This is a genomic window from Salsuginibacillus kocurii DSM 18087, assembly GCF_000377705.1.
GTDB lineage: Bacteria > Bacillota > Bacilli > Bacillales > Marinococcaceae > Salsuginibacillus > Salsuginibacillus kocurii.
The window spans coordinates 108,740-133,948 of record NZ_KB898626.1 but is presented as its reverse complement, the minus strand read 5'-3'; the positions used below and the strand labels follow the sequence as shown (position 1 = coordinate 133,948).

Sequence of the window (25,209 nt, the reverse complement as noted above, 5' to 3'; positions counted from 1 at the left end):
CACTTTTCTAGTAAAAGAAAATACTGATGCATATTGCAAAAATCAGTGCTATTAAAGGACCGACTACACACGTCCAAAAAATCGGCATATAGCTGTCTTTATGGGTGGTTCCGCAGACAACCAGGGCCGTCACTATCGCCCCACTGTGAGGCATGGCATCCAATCCGCCCGCACTGATAGCACCAATACGATGAAGAACTTCTGCGCTTACATAAGGGGTGTATTCATTAATCAACAGTTCAAGAGCTATTCCCAATCCGCCAGATGCCGAACCCGTTATGCCCACGATAATATTTACGGCTATTGCAAAAGATATAATCGGAGGGCCGGGTATATCTAAAAGAGCTGCCTGCATGACTTCAAATCCATTGGTTGCAGCCACAACCCCACCGAATCCAACCACTGCACTGGTATTTAAAATAGGAGCGGCTACGTTCATTGCTCCTGTATTAAATGTTTTGAGAGGTTGAACTAAATAATTAAAAAACAAAATCCCAGCCGCTGCTACAGCTATTGCCAAAGATAATTCTATGTTAAATTCAACAACATTTATTAATAAAAGCAGAATAGCAGAAGGAATGATACTAACAAAAAATGTTGGGTAATTTTCCTTTATTTCAAGCTCTGAGGAAACGTCGCCCTTTGTTTCTTCGTACCCAATATTTTGTTTCTGGTATTTTTTGTCCCGTTGATTCAACCACCACAGTCCAAATAGTACTACTACTACACTTGCTACCAAGCCGAGCGGTGCTCCGGCAGTAGCAGTCGTATCCAGGTATGGAATAGGAATTAAATTTTGAATCTGTGGTGTTCCGGGAAGCATGGTCATAGTAAACGTCGCAGCCCCCAGGAAAAAAGAACCGATAAAAATAGGCCAGGGTATATCCATCTGTTTAAATATTGGTCTTGCGATTGGCATGATCGCAAAAATAGCAACAAACATACTTACTCCGCCGTAAGTTAACGATGCCGTAATAAGCATGGTCGTAACAATAACAGCTAGCCGACTTTTCGTTCCGGTTACTTTAATAATTCCTTTAGCTATACTCGTGGCAGCCCCGCTATCCTCCATCACTTTCCCGAAAATTGCGCCAAATAGGAAAATTAAAAAATAGCTTCCGGCAAAACCTATAAAACTATCCATATAAGAGCCCGTCAGTACTTCCACTATATTCATGCCGCTTGTTACAGCTACCAATATTGCTAATGCTGGAGTGATCAGAAGAAGCCCGTAGCCTTTCATCGCTAAATAAATCAGTAAACCAAGAGAGAACAAAATCCCTATCAAACTTATCATTTTATCCAGTCTCCTTAGTTAATGAGTTCCACCTAACACATAATGGTCTATCGTTCCGCGCTTATTTACCTAAAGACCCTTCGTAATAGTCGGATGCTTTTAATTGATGGATCAATCTTTTAGCAAATTCTGTTTTTATAGCTTGTATATCTGCATGCCTGTAATCATAAAACCCCTCGTTTGATTTGATACCCAGCTTGCCTTCGTTCACTTTTTCTCTTAACAACGAGTTAGCTTCTGAAGAGTTATCCATCACGCTTAATAAGTTATCTCCTACCACACACCACACATCTAGGCCTCCTAAATCACAGATCTCCAGCTGGCCGGTCGTTGCATATCTAAACCCTGGACCGTACCTTAAGGCTTTGTCTGCATTTTCTGCATCCACTGCTCCCATTTCCATTAAGGAGAATACTTCTCTTGCGATACCCTGCTGGATTCTATTCGCTATAAGGCCCGGAATGTCTTTCAGCACTTTAACCGTCTGCTTATTGATGGAGTGGTACAGGTTTTCCACTTCTTCGTAAACGAATTGTTTTATATCACCGAAATAAGAAAGTTCCACAAGTGGCATTAAGTGCGCAGGGTTATACCAATGATTAATCATTATTTGTTGCTTACGCTCACCGCTGACAAATTTCAACATCTTATGCAGCTCGAAGCTGGAGGTATTACTCGCTAAAATCGTATGCGCCGTACAGTATTGATCCAATTGTTTAAACAACTGCTGCTTTACTTCTAAGTTCTCCGGAGTCGCTTCGATGACGTAATCGCATCCCTGCACGCTGTCTTGTAAACTGGAAATGAAGTTTATTCTATTAATCGTCGCTTCTAATTCATCAGCTGGAAAAAATTTTTGTTCAATCAACAGGATAAGCTCTTCTCGAATTTCGTCTTTTGCTTGGTTTAATTTATCCTTACTAATGTCATACAAGTTCACTTCATATTTATGCATCGCAAACGTTTCAGCCATGCCATGCCCCATGGTTCCAGCCCCTAATACCGCTATTTTAGTAATCATATAAAACTCCTTTTAGGATATAGTTTGAAATCACCCTATTTTGATAGCGTTTACATTTTATTGTTAAGGGTTTGGAACTCCTCAATATTTTGATCGAATATAGGAAGGTCTTTTGTCATCTCTGATTTTTTAACGAGCTCGCACACTAAATCATTAAACGGGGTGGATAAGTTTTGTTCGCTCCCTTTTTTAACCACATACCCATTAATGAAATCTATTTCTGTTTTAATATTTTTCTCTAAGTCTTGCAGCATGCTGGCTTTTGTATTGGCATGCGGCCCCCACACTTCATGGTAAAACTCCATTTTTTCTAGAATACTTTCCTGGTTTTCCAGTTCAAGAAATTCCATGTCTTTTCCCTGTATTTTTTCCAGCTGAATATTGTTGGCCCGGGCTACCTTTATCGTTTCATCTGCAATGTTGGCCAGACTTTTCATTGCGTCTTCGTTGTTTAACACATCTCCAAATGTGCAGTTAAGAGAGGCAGACATGCCGCTGAATGTAGCATTCATTAATAGCTTGGACCATTTTACACCTAGGATATTTGTAGACATTTCGCAGTCGCCAATGGTATCCAAAATCTTCTTGATCGTGATTAATCGCTCTGATATTTCGCCATTTAATTCCCCGATGTCAAAAGCATACTTTTTAACCGTTTCCCATTTAGTCGCTAATTCAGATTTACCCGGGCCTTTCCAGGTGGCACCAAATCCCACGCATCCCCCTACTGTTCTATCCGATCCCACTATTGAAGCAACCTTTTCTTCCGGGACCCCGTTTTGAAGAGTACACACGACGCTTTCCTCATGAAGAAATGGAGAAATAGAGGATAATGCAGCTTCGGTAAACACCTGCTTAGTGAGCAAAAAAACGGTGTCATATTTAGATTCCAGATCATCATAGTGTTTGGCTGAGACAGGAATTACTGTGTTTAAATGCCCGGAGATCTGGGCTCCATGTTGATTAAGTCCTTCTATATTTTCTTTATTAATATCTATTAAATCCACATTGTACCCTGCCTGAGTGATTAACCCACCAATTATCGTACCTAAGGAACCTGCACCTACCACTGCTATTTTCATTTATTTCACTCCCATGTTAGAGTTTCTTGGTATTTTCAACATTGCTCTTGCTTCATCGGGTGTTGCTATCTCTCTGTTCAATGTATTTGATAAATCGACAATTCTTTCTACAAATTGCGCATTGGATTCAGCAAGCTCTCCTTTTTTGAAATAGACGCTGTCCTCCATACCTACACGGACATGTCCTCCTAAAAGAATACTCATCGTATTAATAGTTAGTTGATCTTTACTGGCACCAATAGCTGACCAAGTTGATCCTGCGGGAATACTTTCTGTTAAGTACATTAAATTTTTCGGAGTAGCAGGCATGCCGCCGGGGACACCCAATACAAACTGAAAATGATAAGGCTCATGTATCAACTCTTTTTTAGCAATTCGCAGTGTGTTGTGGATCATTCCTACATCAAATATTTCAATTTCTGGTTTGATGTGGCGACTTTGCATTTCAGCAGCTAATTTTTCCAGGAAATTTGGAGTGTTGTAAAAAACGTCTTTGCCAAAATTCATCGTTCCTGCATCGAACGTGGCCATTTCCGGATTGAGCTCACAAACCCGCAGCCGATCTTCGTCACTCATTTTCAATCCGCCGGCGGTCGTTAAGTTTAAAATAATATCACACTTACTTTTAACCCGGTCTATCACTTCTTTATAGATATCCAGATCAAGTGAATTATTGCCATCGCGATCCCTAACATGAACGTGCCCGATAGCAGCACCGGCCTGCCAGGATTTATAAATCGAATCTGCAATTTCTTTAGGGGATAAGGGCACATGGGGAGTATGCTGCCTAGTTGTCTGAGCTCCGGTTGGTGCAACCGTAATGATCATTTTTTCCATAACTACCTCCTGAATGTTTTGTCGGTACACCTTAAACAATTGCAAGTTCTATGCCAGTCCTTTATAACTGAAAGACAGGAATTTTTGCCCTAATAAAACCACTAAGTGATGCAATTATTCATCACTTAGTGGTTTTATAAATAATACATCATACATCCGGTGGTAAAGGGAACTTCGATGAATAAATGCATCTATTGGTGCATTTGTTCATCAATGAACGTTTAGTTCTAGTCTTTTTGCTTTTTTTACTAAAGTAGACTGAGGGATTTTCAGCTTTTTTGCGGCTTTTCTCGTACTCCCTTCACTGATTAATGCTTGTTTGATCAAATCTCTTTCTAAGTTATTCACTATTTCTTTTAGGCCGCCTTCCTCTTCAACAGCGGTTTCATCCATGTCAATATTAATAATTTTCTTTACTTCTTGTTCGCCTATAACAGCATTTTTTTTAGAAATAATGACCATGCGTTCAATTACATTTTTCAATTCACGCACATTCCCCGGCCAGGCATACTTCTTCCAACAATAGAAACCGGACTGGTCTAGTTCAATATTTTTCTTGTATTTGCTGTTGTAATCCTGTAAAAACTTTTTAGTCAGAGGCTCAATGTCTTCTCTTCTTTCACGTAAAGGTGGAATGTCTAGAGGGAAGACATTTAATCGATAATACAAGTCTTCTCTGAATTCGCCTTTCTTTACGAGTTGCAGCAAATTAGCATTGGTGGCCGCAATGATTCTAATATCGAGTTTAATGGACTCGGTTCCACCAACTTTAGTGATTTCCATTTCCTGAAGCGCTCTTAATAATTTTGATTGTAACTCTAAAGGAATCTCTCCTATTTCATCTAATAGAATAGTGCCTTTATTAGCTAATTCAAATAGCCCTGTTCGGCCTTTCGATGAAGCACCAGTAAACGCTCCTTTTTCGTAGCCAAATAATTCAGCTTCCAGTAACTCTCCCGGAATAGCTGCACAGTTCACTTTAATAAAAGGCTGGTTATTTCTATGGCTGTATTTATAAATTTCATCTGAGAACACTTCTTTTCCTACTCCCGTTTCACCGGTTAATAGCACAGCTACATCCAGATCAGCTATATGATGGATCATCTCCATAATACTTTTTATTTTAATACTGTCTCCAAGGAATACATTTTTTGTTTGATAGTTCTGAAGATTTTCCAGGTTTTTCTTATGTTTCAATTCTTCTTTTTCCACAATTTTCATTTTTTCTTTCGTGGAATTTAGTTCTTTCTCTATTTTTAATAAGTCGGACATATCTCTATTTATGATAACAACGGCTTCCACATCTCCGTTGCTATTAAAAATGGGGTTCCCTGTCAGAAGAACTGTAACTCCATTTCTGATTTCCGCTACAGAGTTCACTTGTTTTTTATGTTTGAGAACTTCAGAAGCAACTCCATTCTTGTAGACTCCCCGCTCCATTAAATCAACTACATGATAGCCAACCACTTCTTCTGCTTTTAAACCAGTGATTCTCTCATACGATTTATTGACATAAAGTGTTTTTCCGTTTTTATCAGTTATGTATATCCCATCGTATATGTAACGACCAATTTCTTCAAAATTTAATATTTCCGATAAGCTCTTATCTGTCATTGTTATTAACCTCCTTTTTACAAGTCTGGTAGTAAGTTAGATAAGCCTTCCTTATGATTTATTATAAAGAATTTTAACTTTTCATCCATAAGTTCATATCGAAACCGACATCTGTCGGACATCCTACTTTTTGCTTTCTTCAAATACCGTAATATTTTTTACCGTATTTCTTGCAACTTTTGTTGCTTTTGAAATGCTTCTATCGATCTCCCCATTTAAATATCTTTAAGTTGTTTTTTGTTTCATGTGCCCACTCCCTTAACTCCCCCCAATTTTAAATTGTAATATTAGAATTATTTTCTATCAGGGTAGTTCAATTTTAAGTTACCATATACACGAAATGAATTTGACCGTTAAGGAATCAAAGCTGCTAAAACCTTTAAGAAAAGTAGGCATTACAATTTCTTTTTTCTTTCCTGCGCGTACATTTGTCCATTAATTTTTTGTTTGATTTTTTTAAAATAAGAACTGGTTTCAAATGCTCTATTAATAATTATAAATCATTAATGATTCTCATACTGGCAAAACATACAAAATTAAATGCCATATACACTACAAATAGCATTAGTATTATACTAAACAAAATTAAAACACCCCCTAAAGTATCAGGGAGTGCTTTACATCAAATTAATTTTGTCTTGATACCAACATGCCCGCAAGTAAGTACACTTGCGGGCATGTCCTGCTGCAATATTTAGCTCTGTTTCACTTGCACGGAAGCGCGTACTCTTTTGGCCGCTTGGACCATGGCAGCAAGCGACTCACGCACTTCTTTTTCTGAGCGTGTTTTTAAACCGCAATCCGGGTTGACCCAGAACACTTCAACCGGCAAATACGTTAAGCAGCGATTTAACATAGACTCCATTTCATCAACGTCTGGAATACGGGGACTGTGAATGTCATATACGCCTAAGCCGACTTCATTAACGTGCTGGCCATCTTCAAAACCAGCGAGAATGTCACCGCCACTCTTTGACGCTTCTATGGAAATAACATCGGCATCCATCGCACCAATCGCAGGCAAAATATCTTGGAATTCGCTGTAGCACATGTGCGTATGAATTTGCGTCTCGTCTTTCACATCACGGTGCGTGCGCTGGAACGTCTTAACGGCCCAGTCTTCATAGGCAGGGCGGTCTTCTTTTTTGAGCGGGTAGCCTTCTTTAAATGCTGGTTCATCAATTTGAATCATGGAAATGCCAGCCTTCTCCAGGTCCAGCACTTCTTCAGCCAACGCTTCCGCTACCTGGGCAGCCGTATCCGCTTTTGGCTGGTCACTTCGAACGAATGACCAGTTTACGATCGTAACCGGCCCGGTCAGCATCCCTTTTAACGGTTGCTCTGTAAGAGATTGAGCATATACCGTCTCCTCAACTGTCATAGCTTGCGGGCGTTTCACATCGCTATGAATAATAGGCGGTTTCACACCGCGTGAGCCGTAGGACTGTACCCAACCAAAATCGGTAAATGCAAAGCCATCGAGTTTTTCACCAAAAAATTCAACCATGTCATTGCGTTCAAATTCCCCGTGTACGAGCACATCGAGACCAAGCTCTTCTTGTTCTTGCACCCATTTTTTAATATGACCTCTTACTTCTTCTTCATAGCGTTCAGTTGACAAATCCCCACGTTTCCAATCACGGCGCAATTTGCGGACTTCTGTTGTTTGCGGCAGGCTTCCAATCGTAGTAGTAGGAAGTAGAGGCAGGTTAAATGCTTGTTGTTTTTCCTGCCGTTTCTCAAAACTGGTGCCGCGGTGAGTTTGGATATCTTTAAATACCGATGGGACGGGATCTTGTGCCAAGTAAGTGGCTAGTGTATCTTGATCTGCAGCTTGACCTTCCTTTAAGGCTTCTGTTACTTCCACCACTTCAGTTAGCTTTTCATCCGCAAAGCTTAACCGGTCATAAAGTTCAGCCGGCAATCTCGTTTCATGAGTTTTCGTTTCTGGTACATGTAAAAGCGAAGTAGTAGGCTGCACCCAAACTTCATTTACGTTGATTTTTTCTAAAACAGCTTGGAGGTAGCTCGCTTTTTCCTTTGTATGTGCGCGCCAAATGTTATCACCTGTAATAATGCCGGCTCCAAGCACTTTATCATCTGGAAACTTGCCACTTGTAAGTTGAGCAAGCGCACGCTGTGAGGTTAAATCTAAGCCCCATCCATCCACAGGAAAAGCCATGCACGTATCAAAATCAACGAGCGCCTCATAATACGTTTGAATGAAGAGCTTCATTCGTGGTGCTGCGGTTCTTAGGGCGGAATATGCCTCATGCACTTCTTTTAGGAAAGGTGCTGCTTCACCGACAACTAAAGCAGGTTCTTCGATTTGCAGCCACTCCACACCTGCTGTATCAAGCTCTTCAATCATTTGTTTATAAAGAGGAAGTACCGTCTCTAATGCTTCAGACACAGAGGTAAACCCTTTAGAAAAATAAGCAAACGTAAACGGGCCGACCAACGTCGGTTTAGGATTTGAAATACCCGCTTCCTTAGCCTCTTTCCAGGCTGCCAGCGGCATATTTTTAATAAGCGAAAGTTCCTGTCCTTCCCATTCCGGAACAATGTAATGATAGTTTGTATTAAACCACTTTTTCATCGCACATGCTTCGGCGGTTTGTTCGCCACGTGCCATCGAAAAGTAGTTTCGAAGCGAACTTTCCGAAGTATGCTGATGACGGGCAGGAATGAGATTAAACATCCAGGCCACATCCAGCATCCGGTCATAATAAGTAAAATCATTCACAGGCACGTAGTGAATTCCTGCTTTTTCTTGCTTCTTCAAACGATCCACTTTCAATTCTTCTAATTTATCATACAGTTCAGTTGCTGATAGATCTTCTTTCCAATATGATTCTAACACGCGTTTCCATTCTCTTTTCCCATCTAATTGCGGGTAACCAATATTAGTTGCTATTACGCTTCTAGACAATCCAATCTCTCCTCTTATCTCTACACATTTTGTCTGTTTCTGCTCTTGGCGCCATCGTTAATCACCTGGGCTATAAACGATGAAACGTAAAAAACCCTGCCATAACATGACAGGGGCTGATTCAACGACAAAACGTTATAGACACATAGATCCATCCGGTGCCTATACTTTTCCACATTTCGCCGTCCCTCTGCTCACCCCCCGAAGTCAGGAAACTTAAAAGACTGCGCGGCAGGTCTCCTGGCTTATGCTTCGTCCTACCAAGACCCCTTCCCGGCTTCAAAAGCCAGTGGTTTGGTCTCTTCGTCCACACTTACAGTTGCGGGGACAGCTCCGACTTTTCATCGGATTCCCTATTAAACCTCCTTTGAGGTACCGCGAATCTTTAAATGATATGAACCTGTTGGTGTTCTATTTTTATCAAAAATCAGAGTTTTTTGCAAGTGTAGATACTAGTTTTATCCTTCCAAACTATAATTGTTCTTACTCTTTATGGAGCATGCCCGCAAATACGCTCAGCTGCTTTACGGGCGCCGGATATATTTTTAGCTATCGGCCCAATTTCAAGTTCTGCAAGAGCCCCCATCACATGTAAACCGCGGGCCCAGGCAAGATCAAGTGATTGAATAATCGGAAAACCGCATGGGGCGACGGGCAGGTGATATCTATCTTTTACTGTGGTCAGCCATTCGTTTGCTGGCAGATCTTTTTTAAAACCTGTGGCCAGGATGATTGTCTCAGCTTCTATCTCTTTCTGTTCATCTCCTATCCTCATTTTGTTGTCGGTGTCTACACTCACTCTGCCATCTGTTTTCTCATGTACAATAACTGAGTTTCTTTTTTGCGCTTTTTGAAGTTGATTGTATATAAAACGAGGGATGGTTCCAATATTTCTCGCAGTTTTAATCATCTCCCGCCTTTTTGTGTAATCTTTTGTCTGCAGAAAATGACGCATATACTTCGGTCCCAACCAGCCTGGGTCTGAGTCAAAGGTGGCAACCTTTAAGTTATGTTTACTAATCAAATGAACGGGGGTTCTTGCTTTCTCTTGAAGGGCTAATACAGTTTGGGCTGCACTGATTCCACCACCAATTACTGCGACCGGACGCTTCAGCATCGTAAATTCAGGTAATGAGGTTGAAAAAATATGATGAATTCCTTTTCGATTCTGCTCTTCTTCGGCTATATCCAACTCGTCAGGCACATGTGGTTGTTCACTCATACCTAAAGCGAGAATGACCCGTTTGGCTTCAAGCTCCTCACCACTCATTAATCTAATTTTCCACCCGTTCCTTAGTTGTTCAAGATCTTCTACTTTACCCTGCTTCCACATGTCCTGCCACTTGATCTTTTTAAGCACTTCATCCGCATGAGCGTTAAATACTTCCAGAGATGGACGGGCATATTTTCCCCTGAAAGGCTGTTGCGACAGTTGCTTTCCCTGTTGTTTAGCAAAAACCTTTAAAGAAAACGAATTGATTCCAATATGATGGACGCCCGGAGACCGTAAATAGTTCATACCAACCGCATTCGTACATCTTTTCCAGGCAGCCAGCGGACTTTTTTGAGGATCAATCCAAGCAATCTCGCTAGCAGATACTCCTCGTTGTGATCGTAAAAAATGAACCATGGTCGCCCCTTGAATGCCCCCACCTACAACCATCCATTCCAGCATCTTATCTACTCCCCAATTTGAAATGTACCAGTAACAAATCGTAATTATTACTATTTAAGTTGACAGCTTTAGTGTAAAGAAATAAAATAAATTTGTAAATCGTAATGATTACAATTAATGTGTTAGTAGGAAGGAGAGACGAGATTGAACGAACAAATTCCTGTAACTGTCTTAAGTGGCTATTTAGGGGCTGGAAAAACAACAATCTTAAATCATATTTTGCACCAACGTACTGATATGAATGTGGCTGTACTCGTTAATGATATGAGTGAGATGAACATTGACGCTGAACTGATAAAAAAGGGAAATTCGCTTACTCATGCTGATGAACAGCTAGTTGAAATGTCCAATGGCTGCATTTGCTGTACCTTACGTGAAGACTTACTAATCGAAGTTAAGCGCTTAGCTGAACAAGGCCAATTTGATTACATTTTAATTGAATCATCCGGGATTTCTGAGCCGGTGCCCGTTGCTCAAACGTTTTCATATATTGATGAAGAATCAGGAATAGATTTAAGCAAATTTTGCCGCTTAGATACGTTAGCAACCGTGGTAGATGCCGCCCACTTTTGGGAAGAGTATCATTCTGGTGCCAGTTTATTAGAAAGGAATCAAGCAGTTAGTGAAGATGACACCCGTGAAATTAGCGATTTGTTAATCGAACAAATTGAATGTTGTGACGTTTTGATTTTAAATAAATGTGACCGGGTCGAGCGTACAACAATCCAACATTTGGAATCGGTATTAAAAAAACTACAGCCTAAGGCAAAGATTATTCAGGCGAAACACGGGCAAGTGGCACCTGAAGAACTTTTAAATACACATTTATTTGATTTTGAACAAGCAAGTCAGTCTGCAGGTTGGCTTAAAGAACTTCAAACTCCTGAACATACACCAGAAACAGAAGAATACGGGATTTCATCATTTGTTTACCGGAGACGTCGCCCTTTTCACCCCGAACGATTCCACAACTGGCTTAATCAATGGCCTGAATCTATCATCCGCGCCAAAGGACTATTCTGGCTTGCTTCACATAACGATATTGCTATTGAATTAAGTCAAGCTGGTCAATCTATACAAGTCGGAGCTGCCGGCTACTGGTTAGCATCGCTGCCTGCGGAAGAACTTCAGGTTACGTTAGAAGAGGAACCAGAGTGGTTAGAGACGAGGGATGAGAACTGGGGAGATAGAATCACGGAACTCGTTCTGATTGGTATCGATTTTTCCCATGCAGAGATTGCTGCCTCTTTAGATCGTTGTCTATTAAACGACAATGAAATGAAAGAAGACTGGAGCTCTTTTGCAGATGTCTTTCCCATTCAAGAAAAAGTAGAACATTAATCTCTACTTTTTTATAGATGCGGCTGATGATGATGCAGCTGCTAAACGAATTGAAGTTGCTTTAGCCCGGCTCATCAAATAAATTTATACAAAAGGAGCTCTCCCTCAACAGGGAAAGCTCCTTTTTTTAACACTTTCTATTAACGTTTTTCGTTCACTTCAAAGCGTTTCACTTCCGGCGCTCCTTCCAACAGATTTTCGGCAATGTCGCCAAAATGAGCAAAGTGAGGCGTTTGAAAGTGATATTCAACCGCATCCTCATCCCGCCATTCTTCGAGCATGACAAATTTATTCGGCTCACTTACATCTTCATAAAGGTCGTAAGAAATGTTTCCTTCTTCTGCTTGTGATTCTTTTATCAAGCTTTGCACCCGCTCTAAAAATTCCTCCCGGTTTTCTGATTTCACTTTCATATGTGCATGGATCACTTGCATACTAACAGCCCCTTCATCTATGTATTTATTATTAGTTTATCATTAATCCATTTAAAACAGAGAATCATTTGCTTTTCATAAAAGCAACACTTTACAACAACGTTTCTTCTTATCTTCTTTGTTTTCTTCTCACGGGCTGTCACTACTTTTACCCACCATAAGTTCTCCCTGCTCTTTTCTTAATATTGCATAGCTTACCTTCTTTAAATAGTTGTTGCTTCTGCACTTCTCGTTGTTTACACAAAAAGTGAGTACTGAGAGTTCAAATAAAGTGAGGATGAAGCAGATGTCACACTTGTACCTATAGATGAGATCAACGCTACTCTGTAACAGACATCTGCCTTAAATTTAAATAGCAAACTAAAGAACGCTTCACCCGCTTTTCGCATTTACTATTTCTATATAACCTACTTTTCTTATCAAGTATTAAACTTTTTGCTTCACTTCTTCCTTAAACTGGATTGACAACAGTTTCATCCCGTGATACCTTAAATTTTAATTAATCCTATTGGTCAACTAGGCTTTTATTTTAACAAGAGGTGATCATCGTTGAAGTTGCAAGAAACAAATAGTCCTTTTACGCATGAACAAATTGAATACTTGAACCAGCTGCTTCCAACGTTAACGGAAGCACAGAAAATGTGGCTGAACGGCTTCCTTGCCGCCGGTCCTGTTGAAGCTCCTGCAGCTCCACCGACAAACGGGGCAGCTACTGCTACCGCCACCGCCACTGCTGTCAAGCCGGCTGAAGCACCCACCGCAGTGGCTGAACCTATCAGCGCGCCTCCTCTTACCAAAGATGTGACGGTTCTTTATGGTTCGCAAACGGGAAATAGTGAAACGCTTGCTGAAGAGTTATCTGCAAAGCTTAAAGCTCAAGACTTTAACGTGACGCTCTCTTCAATGGATGATTTTAAGCCTAAAAACATAAAGAATCTTGACCATTTATTTGTGGTCGTAAGCACACATGGCGAAGGTGATCCGCCTGATACTGCCCTTTCCTTTTATGAATTTTTACATGGCAAAAAAGCACCTAAACTGGACGGACTTAATTACTCCGTGCTTGCGCTCGGTGACAGCTCATATGAGTACTATTGCCAGACTGGAAAGGATTTCGACAAACGCTTAGAAGAACTAGGCGCTAGCAGGCTTACGGACCGGGTCGATTGTGACGTAGACTTCGATGAAGATGCGGCAAAATGGGCGAATAATGTCCTTGAATCATTACAAGCTCTGCAGTCTTCTACGGGTGATGCGGTCCAAGAAGCCGCCGCTGCAGTAGCAGAGGCTGATACAGCACCTGAAACACCGGTGTACTCACGGACGAATCCGTTTTATGCGGAAGTGCTAGATAATGTGAATTTGAACGGACGCGGTTCGAACCTTGAAACGCACCATATTGAATTATCACTTGAAGGCTCGAACTTGCACTACGAACCAGGTGATTGTTTGGCCATTTACCCAGAAAATCATCCCAGCTTAGTTAACGCCCTGCTTGAAAACTTGAGCTGGAGCGAAGATGAAAGTGTGACGATAAACAAACAAGGTGACGAAGGAACGCTCCGTGAAGCGCTGAGCCGCCATTATGAAATTACAGTACTTACGAAGCCGCTTCTTAAACATGCAGCTGAAATTAATGCAAACGAACAACTACAGGACCTCGTTAAAGACGACAACAAAGAACAGTTAAGAGAATATATTAACGGCCGTGATTTACTTGATTTAGTAACGGATTTTGGCCCGTGGAATGTAAGTCCGCAAGAATTTGTGAAAATTCTCCGGAAAATGCCGCCGCGGCTTTATTCGATTGCCAGCAGTGAAAACGCGAACCCAGATGAAGTTCATCTTACGATCCGGACAGTGCGATATCATACACACGGACGCGACCGCTTCGGTGTCTGCTCCGTACAATGCGCGGAAAATCTAGAGCCGGGTGACACGATTCCTGTATATATCCAGAAAAACCCGAACTTTAAATTGCCGGAAGACCCGGAAACACCGATTGTCATGATCGGCCCGGGCACTGGAATTGCGCCATTCCGTTCCTTTGTGGAAGAACGCGAAGAAATTGAAGCAGACGGCAAATCCTGGCTCTTCTTTGGCGACCAGCATTTCCGAACCGATTTCCTCTATCAAACGGAGTGGCAGAAATGGTTAAAAGACGGGGTGCTCACGCGCATGGATGTCGCTTTTTCCCGGGACACGGCACAAAAGGTTTACGTTCAGGACCGGATGAAAGTACAAAGCGCCGAGTTGTTTAACTGGATTGAAGAAGGCGCGCACATCTATGTATGCGGTGATAAGAACCGGATGGCAAAAGATGTCCATGCAACGCTTGCGGCGATTATCAGCGCGGAAGGCAACATGAGCGAAGAAGAAGCAGAAGCTTATTTAACCGGCTTAAAGAAACAAAAGCGTTATCAACGCGATGTCTATTAATCAGGCACCCAAGTACTGAGGTGGCGGATTCCGCGCAATACAGAGCGAAGCGGAATTCGCCCTTCAATTCTCAAAATTTGAATACGATAAGTGAGGGGGAATTCATCATGTCAAACGATACAAAATCCGGTGAAACACTGCCTTCCCATGATGAAGTTGAACATATTAAACGCGCTAGCCGCTACTTGCGGGGAACACTTGAAGAAACACTAAATGATCCGATTACCGGTTCAATTCCTGATCAAGATAATAAAGTACTTAAATTTCACGGGAGTTATATGCAGGACGACCGCGATTTGCGCAACGAACGGCGCCAGCAAAAATTAGAGCCGGATTATCAATTCATGGTGCGTGTATTAGCCCCGGGCGGCGTGGCTACACCTGAACAGTGGCTTGTCATGGACGATCTCGCTCATAAATATGCAAACGGAACGCTTCGCCTCACGACCCGCCAGGCTTTCCAGCTGCACGGGATTGTAAAACCGAATTTAAAAAACAGCATCAAAGAAATGAATGAAGCGCTGCTGAGTACACTGGCAGCTTGCGGTGATGTAAACCGCAATGTGATGTGTACGCCGAACCCTTATCAATCAGAAGAGCAAGAAGAGGTATATGAAAAAGCAGAACAATTAAAAGATCACCTTGCTCCAAAAACACCGGCCTACCATGAAATTTGGCTCGACGGTGAAAAGCTTGAAACAGAAGATACTAGCGAAGAAGTAGAGCCCATTTACGGCCCGGTCTATTTACCGAGAAAGTTTAAAATCGGCATTACGGTACCGCCTTCTAATGATGTCGACGTCTTCTCCCAGGATATTGGCTTTATCGCGATCTTTGAAAATGGGAAATTGCAAGGCTTTAATGTTGCCGTCGGCGGCGGACTCGGAATGACGCATGGCGACACGAACACGTACCCGCAATTAGGACGAATTATCGGATTCTGCCCGGCTGATAGCTTGCTTGAGGTCGCAGAAAATATCGTTACGATCCAACGCGATTACGGTGACCGTGAACATCGAAAGCAAGCGCGCTTAAAGTATACGATTGACCGTAACGGCCTGGATTGGTTTAAGGCTGAACTTCATCACCGTCTCGGCTGGGAATTAAGTGAAGAAAAACCGTATCATTTCGAACGCAATGGCGACCGCTACGGCTGGGTGAAAGGCACAAACAACCGCTGGCACCTAACTCTTTTCATTCAAAACGGCCGCATTAAAGATGACGAGGATTCACAGTTTATGACGGGCCTTCGTGAGATTGCGAGAATCCACACCGGCGATTTTCGCATCACCGCGAATCAAAATGTGATTATCAGCAACATCACCAACTATAAAAAACCTAAGATTCAAGAATTGGTAGACATGTACGGTCTGACAGATGGTTCTACCCAGTCGCCTTTGCATAAGAATTCCATTGCCTGTGTAGCTTTTCCTACGTGTGCGCTGGCAATGGCTGAAGCTGAGCGTTATCTTCCAACTCTGGTGGATAAACTAGATCTAATCATCGACGATGCCGGTCTTCAAGATAAAGAGATTACTATTCGGATGTCAGGCTGTCCAAACAGCTGTGCTCGTCCTTCCTTGGGTGAGATCGGCTTTATCGGAAAAGCACCGGGTAAATATAACCTTTACTTAGGAGCTGGATTTGCCGGAGACCGCTTGAATAAATTATATAAAGAGAACATCGGCGAACAAGAAATCTTGGAAACACTCACTCCTATTATTAATGACTATGCAAAAGAACGCTCAGATGGTGAACATTTCGGGGATTTTGTCATTCGTAAAGGCTATGTCAAAGAAGTCCCTTCCGGTGAAGAATTTCATGTGTAATTATTCAAAGCAGATTTACAAATAACTGTGAATACCTCTGTTTTCTTTTCACATACTAATGTTCATCTGAACAAAAAGTAGACAAGAAGCATCGCACAAAGCGATGCTTCTTTATTTTTTACAGGATATCAAGTACCACGGCAATGGCCACAAGCAGTTGCAGGAGCAGCTGAATGTTAACATGAGCTTGTAGGTCAGTACGGTCTACTGATACATTTTTGCTATTTTCAATGACAGTTTCTTGATGGGTGATTTGTTTTGTTTTTACTGTTTGCGTTAGTTGCTGGACAAATTCTTCTGGGTCTGCGTCATCACCGATCGCGATGGCTATAATTACTAAAATAGCTGCCTGGAGTCCCGCCTGAACATTAACTGCTGCTTGTGTTCCTGTTGAGGAGATATCAATATCACAGGAGTCGCTGACATGGATATAATCTTGAGACAACTGCAAGGTTTTATTTGTTTGTTCTGCTTCTTGGGTTGCATCCTCTACTCGTTTAGCGCAGGATGCTGAATGAGGTTTAGCCGGATGCTTATCACTGGGATCGCGAAGAGCATTCCAGTCGCGGTCTCCTGCACCTCTTGCTCTTCGTTTTCTTCTTTCATAAGCATGTTCTAATCCACTCATTTTTCCACCTCCTTACATGTTTCGATTCTATCCTATTCATTAGTTTAGAAGCTGATTGGACAGGTTGCGCAGGAGTAACGTTTATTTTTTTGTTTCTCTTTCCTTTTTGAACTTTTTACGTTCTTTTTCTTCCTCTTCTTTTTTCAAAAAGTCTTCAACGTCCTGTATAATACCTTCAATCAGCTCTCTTAAACGAGCTTTATCCTCCACTGACAATTCAATATCCTCCGGAGAGATCCCAAGCTTTTTTAACTTCTTTCTGACCAGCATCTCAAAGGACTTTTGCTGACTTGACACTTTACTCCCTCCTTTCCTATTCACTTAATTAATTTATGGAAAAGAGACAAAAATGCATAGGTTGGTAAACTTATATTGAGGAAAATTAGACGAGCGCCTTTCCTTTAATTTTTCATAACATGCGGCATAATTAAAAAGCGTTTCTACCAATTGATAGAAACGCCTTTCCGTTATTGTCCTTTTTTTCTTCGGTCTGATATTTGCTCTGCGCCAATTCCCCAGTTGTCCATGTCGATTTCGTCGATTGTAACTACGGTGGTATTCGGATTTTTGCCGAGTGTTTCTTGAAGAAGCCGGGTTGAACCTTCAATTAATTTCTGTTTTTCTTCTTTAGATAGTCCACCATTTTCTTTAGTCACTTTAATATTTACATATGGCATTACTTCACTCTCCTTTTTTAAAATAAAGTCCGCTGTAGCCGACGATTAAAACAATAGCGGCAAGGCTAAATGCCAGCGTATAGTCTCCTTCTTGAATTAATAAAACAGCGACCAAGGGGCCTGCAATCTGGCCCAGGGCATAAGCGCTGGTAAGTCCGGCTACAAGCCGCTGGGCCCCGGCTCCAAAAAGTTCATTCGCTTTAAGCATGGTAAGCATGACAATCCCCATGAATGTTGCCCCAAAACCGAAAGCCGCAAGCGCTGCTGGAAAAAACGATGTGGAGATGACCGGTAGTGAAACGCTTACAATTTGCACAAGATACGCACGTTTTAGTGTTTTTGTGACAGTTTGTTTTTTAGCAAGCCAAGCCCAAAATAGGCATGACGGAATGGCACCAATCCCTGCTATCGCCCAGATATAGCCGGCAGGCCAATGCATTTCAGGAGCGGCTTCAAGCATTGCAACGATAAATGTGCCAAAAATAATGTAGCCAAAACCTTCACAGGTGTACGATAAATAAAGGCTTACTACATCCTTTCGAGCTGGTGGTTGCGCATCATTTGTAGCAGCAGCTTCAGCAAGCGGAGGATCGTAAGGAACAGCTTTTGCAACGAAGAGAGCTGCTACCAGGCTGAAAAGGCCTAGTAACACCCAAATATAAGACCAATGCATGTTAAGGGCGGCAAAAGGAATGGACACTCCAGAAATAAAGATGCCAAATCCGACACCGCCATACATGTAGCCCGACCAGCTGAGACGCCCAGATTTCGTAAGCTCATACATGACGAGACTTACGACAAGGACAAAAACAAGTCCACTTGATATGCCTGACGCAAGGCGCAACACTGACCAGAGGACCATTGATTCAGTAAAGCCCATCCAAAGTGTCGTAATCACGTTAGCCCACAACGAATAAAGCAGCACGCTTCTTTTTTGCTCGATCCTTCTGGCTGCAAGCGCCCCTATTAAGTAGCCTAAGTAATTCATGCTTGCTAAAAAACCTGCCGCAAAAGACGATAAGTGCGTTGCTTCCATATAAGGAAGCAACGGGGTATAAGCAAAACGCCCAATCCCCATAGCTACAGCCAAAGCAAGAAAACCTGCTATAATTCCGATTAGATCTTGTCTTTTGTTGTTGCTCTTCATACTGGCCCCCCGCTTTTCCTGCTCCTTTTTAGTATACGAGAGTTTTCTGCTAAAATAAATTAATAGTTTAGAATACTAAAATTTTATTGTCACCTAGATTGAATGTGTCACTTTTGCTACACTCTTTTTCCTAGCAGCGTCAGCTTGAGTTTAACAGGGGAGACTTTCAGGAAGATTACCTAGAGAGCATAACCTGGTCCTCCCCTACACTCGAATTGCCGAAGCGGCACGCAGCATAAATATAACCACACGTACGGCTGAATTCTTCCTACTTTTACTACCGACCTGAGAGGAGTTTTTTCATGAAAAAGAACTATGTTCTCTCCGTTCTCTCCATTGACTAAGGTACGACTAGTTCATGGGCGATTTTATTTAATTATGAGGGAGAGCCGGTGGCAAGCGGTCAGCGCGAATTTGAACAGTATTTTCCGCACCCGGGCTGGGTGGAGCATGATGCCAATGAAATTTGGAGTTCCGTGCTCGCGGTGAATGCAGATGTGTTAACAAAGACAGATGTTTCAGCGCAAGAGATTGCCTCAATTGGTTACCAATCAACGGGAGACCACCGTTATGTTTTAGAAGCCATGGAAGCCGATGCCCAGATGGAGCTCAAAACATTGCGTGTAGATGGCGGTGCGGTGAGTAATGATTTCTTAATGCAATTTCAAAGCGATATCTTCGGTGTGGAAGTCGATCGTCCAGAAGTTATGGAAACGACCGCACTAGGAGCAGCATACCTTGCCGGGCTGGCCGTAAACTTTTGGGATAATAAAGATATTATTGTCGAACGGTGGAAAACGGAACGTCAATTCAAGCCAGAGATGCATGAATCCGAGCGGGAAGCTCTTTATGCTGGCTGGAAAAAAGCAGTTCAAGCAACCACCGCTTTTACGTAAGCAGCATGTTGGAGCTGAAAGTCTCATACTTCCTTTCAGCTCCCCTTTATGTGTATGACATTGACAGATGGAGGCTTTTGGGGAAACAGTTATTATTAATCAGAAGCTATTACAAGGGTGTCCTAACTCAAGCTTGTGCTTTCATAGCCGCCGATATACAATAAACCTTTGCCTCATGTAGTAGATAAACCATTACATTTTTTATGAGAGGAGATTGATGGATGCTCACTTTTGCTTTTATTCTACTCTTCGCCCTTCTCCTTTTTGAATGTCTAAGCGGCGTCCTCGATATATCGGGTAAACGAGCGAATGTCCAGCCAAAACGTAATATTTTTGGGGATGAAATCCGCTTACATAATATACAAGACTATCGCACACGACGAGCGTATTTTTCGTTTGCCCGGGCAGGTGTCACTCTTTTCTTTATGGTTCTCATACTATTCCAACGTGACGACCTTCCTTTGCATATAGGAAGCTATTTTTTTGTTCCTGCTCTTCTTCTGGTCAGCCTGGCCCAAGCTCGAATTTTACAAAAGTATGAGCAGCAAGATCAGCAACAATGATGTGGTAACTCCCACTATCCATTTATGCAACTGCGGCTCCAACCTGGAGTGCTAAGATCCATGGATTCCAGCTTCGTCCCCCCCCGAATATCTGTTGAAATTTTCATATTTTTAGTGATTGCAATCAGTTTGTAACAACTTGCAACACTTTTTAATTTAATCGTAAAAAATTGAACTGAAGCTTGGTTGTGCAGGCGTTCCTTGCTTTCACCCCTTCTCCCCTACGCTTCGCCTCTCTTCTGTTTTTTCCTTTTATATGTATAATGTGGTAGTGTGAATGACCTATTTTAAGTACCAAGTAAAGGAGGTGAACTCGGAATCAAGGAAACAATTGATTCCGGGGGTAACTATCAAGTATACAGCAGCAAGCCTTGTAACGGCTTTATCTACTTTATTTTTTGTGAACCCAGCCGATGCTTCCACTGACATTTCAGTAGATGGCAATACGATAAACATGAATGAACCTATACTTACTGAAAATGACAGGACGCTTGTACCAGTTCGCTTTGTTTCTGAAGAACTCGGCGCCGAGGTAGATTGGAATGCAGAAGAACGCGAAGTTGAAATCGAGACCGCTCAGGGGGATACGATTAAACTTACCATTGATAATGAAATGGTTGAGTTAAACGGCGAAACCTATTCTATGGACGTGCAAGCAGGCATCAACAATGAAAGAACATATCTTCCCGTCCGTCACGTCGCTGAACTTATGCACAGCAATGTTCATTTCGCTAACGGGCACGTACATATCAACGAGGTTTCATTGCATGAAGTACAGCCAGGCGAAAATGCAGAAAATATAAGTACTAACTACGACGTAAGCACGAGTGATCTAATGGAACGAAATCAAATGACTGACCAATCCCTAAGTCCGGGTGAGATGCTAAAAACAGTCATTCCAACAGTGTTAGCTGAAGACCTTGTATTTGAAGAAGAAACAGAAGAGGCCGTAAGTGAAGCCTCAACTGCAGATATCGATGCACTCGCTCGCTTAATTCATCTCGAAGCACAAGGAGAACCAGTAGAAGGTAAAATTGCAGTTGGCAATGTTGTCCAAAATCGCGTTGACAATGGCAATTATCCAAACACGCTAGAAGGCGTTATCCGCCAATCCGGACAATTCACCCCGGTAATGACAGGCGCGTACGATTCAGCGACAGCTAGTGCCACTTCCATTGAAGCAGCTACACGAGCACTAGAAGGTGAAAATGTAGTAGAAGGGGCCCTCTACTTCCACAACCCAAACGTAACTAGCACCGCCTTCTTCAACAACAAACCAACCATAGACGTCATCGGCAACCACAGATTCGTAAGGTAACAAAGAAAAGCGGAGGCGCTTTGCTCAGAGGCGACAAGTTTTTCAGCACCTGCGTAGAGGAGCTTGCTCCTCGGAGTCTGGGGCAGAAAAATCCTCGAGCCTCTAGGCGCCGCAGCTAGACAGAAAAGCGGAACGTGCTTGGTTAACGACGCAGAGCCCTTCTCTCCCCCCGAGGAGGCTGTCGCCGCCGCAGAGTGGGAGAAAGGGATCTCAAGTCGTTAGCACGTGAAGCTAGACAGAGAAAAGCGGAAAGCGGCGTTCAGGGGCGTCAAGCATAAGACGCGCGGCGCCAAGGGCACATTTTGACTTTGAAGGCGAACGGTATAGACCTTGCCCCTGCTCCCCGCAGCCAAACGCTAACAATTTTTCGCTCCAGGTGACGTTTTCCACGTCTCATAGTGGAAATGTCCATTCGCATGCCATCACGATAGTGAGCCTAACTACGGCGTTGTTACCCCAGTCATAGAAAATACCCAGGCCGGACGACGGTCAAGGAGGAATAAGGATGCTTCGAGGGTTTTATGGGGCTGCTTCAGGGATGATTACGCAGCAGCGCCAAACTGAAATGTTGAACAATAATCTGGCCAATGCAGAAACTCCAGGATATAAGGGGGAGCAAGGGTCAATCCGTGCCTTTCCGGAAATGTTGATCCAGGCGCAAGGGACAAATGCTCAGCCGGGCAATATCCCTTACACGGTAGGTTCGATGAATACTGGTGTGTACATGCAGGAGCAGACACCGAATTTTGCGCAGGGAGACATGCGTGAGACAGGAAATAATACTGACCTTGCGATTCAGCAAGGGGACCTCCCCATTAATGAAGAAACAGATCGGCCCGGGGCCCTGTTCTTTACGGTAGCTAATGAAGATGGAGATGTTCGCTATACACGCAACGGAAATCTTACTGTGGACGGGGAAGGCTTTTTAACTACGGCTCAAGGGTACTATGTGCTTGATGAAGATGGAGACCCGATGAATGTTGAGAATGAATTTTTCGACGTAGATGAAGCGGGAAATATTACCGATGAAGACGGAGCCGCCGTCGGTCAATTGAATGTCGTATTGGCCGAGCAGCCAGAAGATCTGGTGAAAGAAGGGGACGGCCTGTTTGCGCTGGATGATGAAGAGGCTGAACCGCTCCCAACAGCCATTGGAGCTGAGGATGTCGACTACACGATCAATCAGCAAATGCTAGAGCAATCCAATATCGATCCCCAGCAGGCGATGACAGACTTAATGCAGTCGCAGCGGACATTTGAATCAAACCAAACGGTATTGCAAGCATATGATCAGAGTATGGAGCTTGCTGTAAGTGAAGTAGGACGCCTGCAGTAATTTTCACGGCCTCATTGGTTAGAAATAACGATTTTTATTTTCGACAATTATTTCCCGGGAAACATTTCATTAATTTGACGCCATGTAATGATCGAATGATATAAACGGCATTCCATAAAACAGCAGCCGGAAAGAAAAGCCTAGATCTGTAATCAACAGGGAATAGATTTGCAAAGGGGCAAGGAGGAGCATTATGTTAGGAAGTGCGATGTCAACGTCTTCTGTAACAATGGGACAGATGCAAGGGAAACTCGATACGATTGGGAACAACTTAGCCAATGTGGAGCAAACAGGATTTAAACGTCGGGAAGCGTCCTTTCAAGATTTATTGTTTCAACAAGTGAACAACAATTTGAACACAGAATATGAAGGGGGACGCCTGACCCCAGACGGTATTCGTAATGGAAGCGGGGCGGCGGTTGCGCAGACGGCACTCCGCATGGACCAAGGCTCTATTCAGGAGACGGGACGCGACTTAGACTTTGCTCTTACGGAGCCTGGCCATTTCTTTGAAGTGGAGACGACAATTGATGATGAAGCAGAGACCGTCTACACTCGGGAAGGTTCTTTTTATCTCTCGGAAGAAGCAGATGGAGATGAATGGAACCTTGTGACCGCGAACGGAGAGTTCCTATTAGATAGTGATGGCGAGCGAATGACTGTGCCGGGGGATGCTAACGGCTTCAGTTTGCAGCCTGATGGCACATTACAAGCGGATTTTGAGGGCGACGATTCGGTAGATGTTGGTGAAATTGCCGTAACACGGGTGACCCGTCCGCAGTTGCTCGAAGCCGTTGGTGATACGAATTTCCGTCTTCCGGACCTTGATGAACTAGGCCTGGATGTCGATGAAGCAGAGATACTAGAAGAAGGCGTAGCAACGGATGAACTGGTTTCCCAAGGCGCCACAGAATCAGCAAACGTAGATATGACGCAGGAAATGACCGAAATGATGACGGCCCAGCGTAATTATTCCTTTAATGCGCAAGCTGTAACACAAACAGACCAAATGATGCAGCTTATCAATAATCTAAGATAGCCTATGGCTTACGGTTTAATGGAGCTGCTTCGTTGAATCGTAGAGATATAAAAGGGCAGAAGGAGTTCCATTCATGAGTAACAAAACGGAAAAAAACCAGTCCGAAGAGAGCCGCTCGGCAAAAGGAGAGCGGCGGTCCAAGCCAGCTGAAGAGAAGGAAGAACAGGTCAGCTACGCAGAAAAACGGAAAAGAGAAGGCAAGCGGATGTTTCCGATTTGGCTGCGTTTAGTGATTGTTGTGGTCCTTGCGCTACTTAGCATTGTATTCGGTCTCATTGCTGGGTACTCCTGGTTTGGCGATGGTGACAATGCGACCGGTATCCTTCGCCCCGGTACATGGCTGGATTTACTGGATTTTATCCGCCCAGATAGATAAAGGCTTGCTAGACTGAGACACAGCGAATATGCAGATTGTTTCTACATAGCGGCAGAAGTTTTTATGTTTGCCGGGAGGCCAAGCCTGGTTAAGAACTATCTACTTTTTTACCAACTTCACAAGTGAGCTAGGACAAGGAAGGTGGCAGTGATATGCTTACAACTGAACAAATTCAAGCGATTATTCCTCACCGATATCCATTTCTCCTGATTGACCGCGTCGAAGAACTGGAGGAAGGAAAGCGGGCTGTGGCTCGAAAGAACGTAACGGCTAATGAAGAATACTTCAATGGTCATTTTCCGGAGTATCCGGTTATGCCCGGGGTTTTAATTGTGGAAGCGATGGCGCAAACAGGTGCGGTTGCAATTTTGAGCCAGGAAGAGAACAAAGGCAAGCTAGCCTTTTTTGCGGGCATTGACAGTTGCCGCTTTAAGCGGGAAGTGAAGCCTGGGGACACACTTGTCCTGGAGATGGAGCTGACAAAAGTTCGCCGCGGAATTGGCAAAGGAAAAGGGACAGCGACAGTTGACGGTGAACTGGCGGTAGAAGCCGAGCTTACGTTTGCGCTCGGGGACGCCCCAACAGCTGAATAAAACGGATGCTAAAGCTGGAGACGTTTACTGTCTCGGCTTTTTTTGTGTTAGGGGAGAGGATGTATGCTTTTTCCTAAAGAGTTATTTGCTTATCTCTAGCTATATGACTAAAGATTTAGTAAGATGAAACGTATT

The 25,209-nt window shown here is 43.0% G+C and carries 22 protein-coding genes and 1 riboswitch; of the genes, 10 read left to right on the top strand and 12 right to left on the bottom strand.

From position 1 onward, the window contains the following. Positions 1 to 7: 7 nt before the first annotated feature. The 7 genes from D469_RS0109260 to D469_RS0109230 form a co-directional block, all read right to left on the bottom strand. Positions 8 to 1,297 carry a GntP family permease gene (locus D469_RS0109260; protein ID WP_018923111.1) on the bottom strand — a complete coding sequence of 430 codons (1,290 nt, stop codon included), beginning with the start codon at positions 1,295 to 1,297 and terminating at the stop codon, positions 8 to 10. A gap of 61 nt (positions 1,298 to 1,358) precedes the next feature. Further along, positions 1,359 to 2,318 carry a 3-hydroxyacyl-CoA dehydrogenase family protein gene (locus D469_RS0109255; protein WP_018923110.1) on the bottom strand — a complete coding sequence of 320 codons (960 nt, stop codon included), beginning with the start codon at positions 2,316 to 2,318 and terminating at the stop codon, positions 1,359 to 1,361. 50 nt (positions 2,319 to 2,368) lie between these two features. Beyond that, positions 2,369 to 3,400 carry a ketopantoate reductase family protein gene (locus D469_RS0109250; RefSeq protein WP_018923109.1) on the bottom strand — a complete coding sequence of 344 codons (1,032 nt, stop codon included), beginning with the start codon at positions 3,398 to 3,400 and terminating at the stop codon, positions 2,369 to 2,371. After that, complete coding sequence (locus D469_RS0109245) at positions 3,401 to 4,237, bottom strand: beta-keto acid cleavage family enzyme (RefSeq protein ID WP_018923108.1); 837 nt, start codon at positions 4,235 to 4,237, stop codon at positions 3,401 to 3,403. It abuts the gene before it with no gap. Positions 4,238 to 4,447: 210 nt separating this feature from the next. Next, complete coding sequence (locus tag D469_RS0109240) at positions 4,448 to 5,851, bottom strand: sigma-54 interaction domain-containing protein (RefSeq protein WP_018923107.1); 1,404 nt, start codon at positions 5,849 to 5,851, stop codon at positions 4,448 to 4,450. Between the two features lie 694 nt (positions 5,852 to 6,545). After that, complete coding sequence (metE, locus tag D469_RS0109235; RefSeq protein WP_018923106.1) at positions 6,546 to 8,783, bottom strand: 5-methyltetrahydropteroyltriglutamate--homocysteine S-methyltransferase; 2,238 nt, start codon at positions 8,781 to 8,783, stop codon at positions 6,546 to 6,548. A gap of 213 nt (positions 8,784 to 8,996) precedes the next feature. Then, positions 8,997 to 9,178, bottom strand: a riboswitch (cobalamin riboswitch). A gap of 95 nt (positions 9,179 to 9,273) precedes the next feature. After that, positions 9,274 to 10,458, bottom strand: coding sequence for an FAD-dependent oxidoreductase (locus D469_RS0109230; RefSeq protein WP_018923105.1), 1,185 nt, complete (start codon positions 10,456 to 10,458; stop codon positions 9,274 to 9,276). Positions 10,459 to 10,602: 144 nt separating this feature from the next. Between D469_RS0109230 and D469_RS0109225 the strand changes: the two genes are divergently transcribed. After that, positions 10,603 to 11,799 (top strand): GTP-binding protein, encoded by a 1,197-nt coding sequence (locus D469_RS0109225; RefSeq protein WP_018923104.1) that lies wholly within the window; start codon positions 10,603 to 10,605, stop codon positions 11,797 to 11,799. Between the two features lie 140 nt (positions 11,800 to 11,939). Here the strand turns inward: D469_RS0109225 and D469_RS0109220 are convergent, their stop codons facing one another. Continuing rightward, positions 11,940 to 12,233 (bottom strand): putative quinol monooxygenase, encoded by a 294-nt coding sequence (locus D469_RS0109220; RefSeq protein WP_018923103.1) that lies wholly within the window; start codon positions 12,231 to 12,233, stop codon positions 11,940 to 11,942. 549 nt (positions 12,234 to 12,782) lie between these two features. Here D469_RS0109220 and D469_RS0109215 point away from each other — a divergent pair. Together D469_RS0109215 and cysI are read left to right on the top strand one after the other, a co-directional pair. After that, positions 12,783 to 14,672, top strand: coding sequence for an assimilatory sulfite reductase (NADPH) flavoprotein subunit (locus D469_RS0109215; protein ID WP_018923102.1), 1,890 nt, complete (start codon positions 12,783 to 12,785; stop codon positions 14,670 to 14,672). 107 nt (positions 14,673 to 14,779) lie between these two features. After that, a complete protein-coding gene (cysI, locus tag D469_RS0109210; RefSeq protein WP_018923101.1) occupies positions 14,780 to 16,501 on the top strand; it encodes an assimilatory sulfite reductase (NADPH) hemoprotein subunit in 1,722 nt (573 codons plus the stop codon). A gap of 118 nt (positions 16,502 to 16,619) precedes the next feature. Here cysI and D469_RS0109205 read toward each other — a convergent pair whose 3' ends face one another. The 4 genes from D469_RS0109205 to D469_RS0109185 all read right to left on the bottom strand — a co-directional run bounded on the left by D469_RS0109205 (position 16,620) and on the right by D469_RS0109185 (position 18,953). Continuing rightward, entirely contained in the window at positions 16,620 to 17,129 is a 510-nt protein-coding gene (locus D469_RS0109205; protein ID WP_018923100.1) for a spore coat protein, read from the bottom strand. Between the two features lie 81 nt (positions 17,130 to 17,210). Further along, the gene (locus D469_RS0109195) at positions 17,211 to 17,426 is read right to left on the bottom strand and encodes a hypothetical protein (protein ID WP_018923099.1); all 216 of its coding nucleotides are present in this window, start codon (positions 17,424 to 17,426) and stop codon (positions 17,211 to 17,213) included. 170 nt (positions 17,427 to 17,596) lie between these two features. After that, positions 17,597 to 17,806, bottom strand: a complete 210-nt coding sequence (locus tag D469_RS0109190; protein ID WP_018923098.1) for a tautomerase family protein — start codon at positions 17,804 to 17,806, stop codon at positions 17,597 to 17,599. 4 nt (positions 17,807 to 17,810) lie between these two features. Further along, positions 17,811 to 18,953, bottom strand: a complete 1,143-nt coding sequence (locus tag D469_RS0109185; protein WP_018923097.1) for a YbfB/YjiJ family MFS transporter — start codon at positions 18,951 to 18,953, stop codon at positions 17,811 to 17,813. A gap of 392 nt (positions 18,954 to 19,345) precedes the next feature. On the opposite strand from D469_RS0109185, the gene D469_RS22445 reads away from it, so the two are divergent. From D469_RS22445 to fabZ, 7 genes are all read left to right on the top strand, one after another. After that, the gene (locus D469_RS22445) at positions 19,346 to 19,849 is read left to right on the top strand and encodes an FGGY-family carbohydrate kinase (RefSeq protein WP_018923096.1); all 504 of its coding nucleotides are present in this window, start codon (positions 19,346 to 19,348) and stop codon (positions 19,847 to 19,849) included. A gap of 221 nt (positions 19,850 to 20,070) precedes the next feature. Next, the gene (locus D469_RS0109175; protein WP_018923095.1) at positions 20,071 to 20,412 is read left to right on the top strand and encodes a hypothetical protein; all 342 of its coding nucleotides are present in this window, start codon (positions 20,071 to 20,073) and stop codon (positions 20,410 to 20,412) included. 277 nt (positions 20,413 to 20,689) lie between these two features. After that, the gene (locus D469_RS0109170; RefSeq protein WP_083910775.1) at positions 20,690 to 21,730 is read left to right on the top strand and encodes a cell wall hydrolase; all 1,041 of its coding nucleotides are present in this window, start codon (positions 20,690 to 20,692) and stop codon (positions 21,728 to 21,730) included. Between the two features lie 505 nt (positions 21,731 to 22,235). Continuing rightward, positions 22,236 to 23,066 (top strand): flagellar hook-basal body protein, encoded by an 831-nt coding sequence (locus D469_RS0109160; protein WP_018923093.1) that lies wholly within the window; start codon positions 22,236 to 22,238, stop codon positions 23,064 to 23,066. A 193-nt stretch (positions 23,067 to 23,259) separates the two neighbouring features. Continuing rightward, the gene (locus D469_RS0109155; protein WP_018923092.1) at positions 23,260 to 24,105 is read left to right on the top strand and encodes a flagellar hook-basal body protein; all 846 of its coding nucleotides are present in this window, start codon (positions 23,260 to 23,262) and stop codon (positions 24,103 to 24,105) included. Positions 24,106 to 24,178: 73 nt separating this feature from the next. Next, complete coding sequence (locus tag D469_RS20070) at positions 24,179 to 24,481, top strand: DNA-directed RNA polymerase subunit beta (RefSeq protein ID WP_018923091.1); 303 nt, start codon at positions 24,179 to 24,181, stop codon at positions 24,479 to 24,481. A 152-nt stretch (positions 24,482 to 24,633) separates the two neighbouring features. Next, complete coding sequence (fabZ, locus tag D469_RS0109145) at positions 24,634 to 25,074, top strand: 3-hydroxyacyl-ACP dehydratase FabZ (RefSeq protein WP_018923090.1); 441 nt, start codon at positions 24,634 to 24,636, stop codon at positions 25,072 to 25,074. Positions 25,075 to 25,209: the final 135 nt, after the last annotated feature.

What these genes read in the sequence shown, in the direction of transcription:
- D469_RS0109260 (WP_018923111.1), bottom strand. Translation starts at nt 1,297, where the DNA reads ATGATAAGTTTGATAGGGATTTTGTTCTCTCTTGGTTTACTGATTTAT.
- D469_RS0109255 (WP_018923110.1), bottom strand. Translation starts at nt 2,318, where the DNA reads ATGATTACTAAAATAGCGGTATTAGGGGCTGGAACCATGGGGCATGGC.
- D469_RS0109250 (WP_018923109.1), bottom strand. Translation starts at nt 3,400, where the DNA reads ATGAAAATAGCAGTGGTAGGTGCAGGTTCCTTAGGTACGATAATTGGT.
- D469_RS0109245 (WP_018923108.1), bottom strand. Translation starts at nt 4,237, where the DNA reads ATGGAAAAAATGATCATTACGGTTGCACCAACCGGAGCTCAGACAACT.
- D469_RS0109240 (WP_018923107.1), bottom strand. Translation starts at nt 5,851, where the DNA reads ATGACAGATAAGAGCTTATCGGAAATATTAAATTTTGAAGAAATTGGT.
- D469_RS0109230 (WP_018923105.1), bottom strand. Translation starts at nt 10,458, where the DNA reads ATGCTGGAATGGATGGTTGTAGGTGGGGGCATTCAAGGGGCGACCATG.
- D469_RS0109220 (WP_018923103.1), bottom strand. Translation starts at nt 12,233, where the DNA reads ATGCAAGTGATCCATGCACATATGAAAGTGAAATCAGAAAACCGGGAG.
- cysI (WP_018923101.1), top strand. Translation starts at nt 14,780, where the DNA reads ATGTCAAACGATACAAAATCCGGTGAAACACTGCCTTCCCATGATGAA.
- D469_RS0109205 (WP_018923100.1), bottom strand. Translation starts at nt 17,129, where the DNA reads ATGAGTGGATTAGAACATGCTTATGAAAGAAGAAAACGAAGAGCAAGA.
- D469_RS0109190 (WP_018923098.1), bottom strand. Translation starts at nt 17,806, where the DNA reads ATGCCATATGTAAATATTAAAGTGACTAAAGAAAATGGTGGACTATCT.
- D469_RS0109185 (WP_018923097.1), bottom strand. Translation starts at nt 18,953, where the DNA reads ATGAAGAGCAACAACAAAAGACAAGATCTAATCGGAATTATAGCAGGT.
- D469_RS0109175 (WP_018923095.1), top strand. Translation starts at nt 20,071, where the DNA reads ATGCTCACTTTTGCTTTTATTCTACTCTTCGCCCTTCTCCTTTTTGAA.
- D469_RS0109170 (WP_083910775.1), top strand. Translation starts at nt 20,690, where the DNA reads ATGACCTATTTTAAGTACCAAGTAAAGGAGGTGAACTCGGAATCAAGG.
- D469_RS0109160 (WP_018923093.1), top strand. Translation starts at nt 22,236, where the DNA reads ATGCTTCGAGGGTTTTATGGGGCTGCTTCAGGGATGATTACGCAGCAG.
- D469_RS0109155 (WP_018923092.1), top strand. Translation starts at nt 23,260, where the DNA reads ATGTTAGGAAGTGCGATGTCAACGTCTTCTGTAACAATGGGACAGATG.
- D469_RS20070 (WP_018923091.1), top strand. Translation starts at nt 24,179, where the DNA reads ATGAGTAACAAAACGGAAAAAAACCAGTCCGAAGAGAGCCGCTCGGCA.
- fabZ (WP_018923090.1), top strand. Translation starts at nt 24,634, where the DNA reads ATGCTTACAACTGAACAAATTCAAGCGATTATTCCTCACCGATATCCA.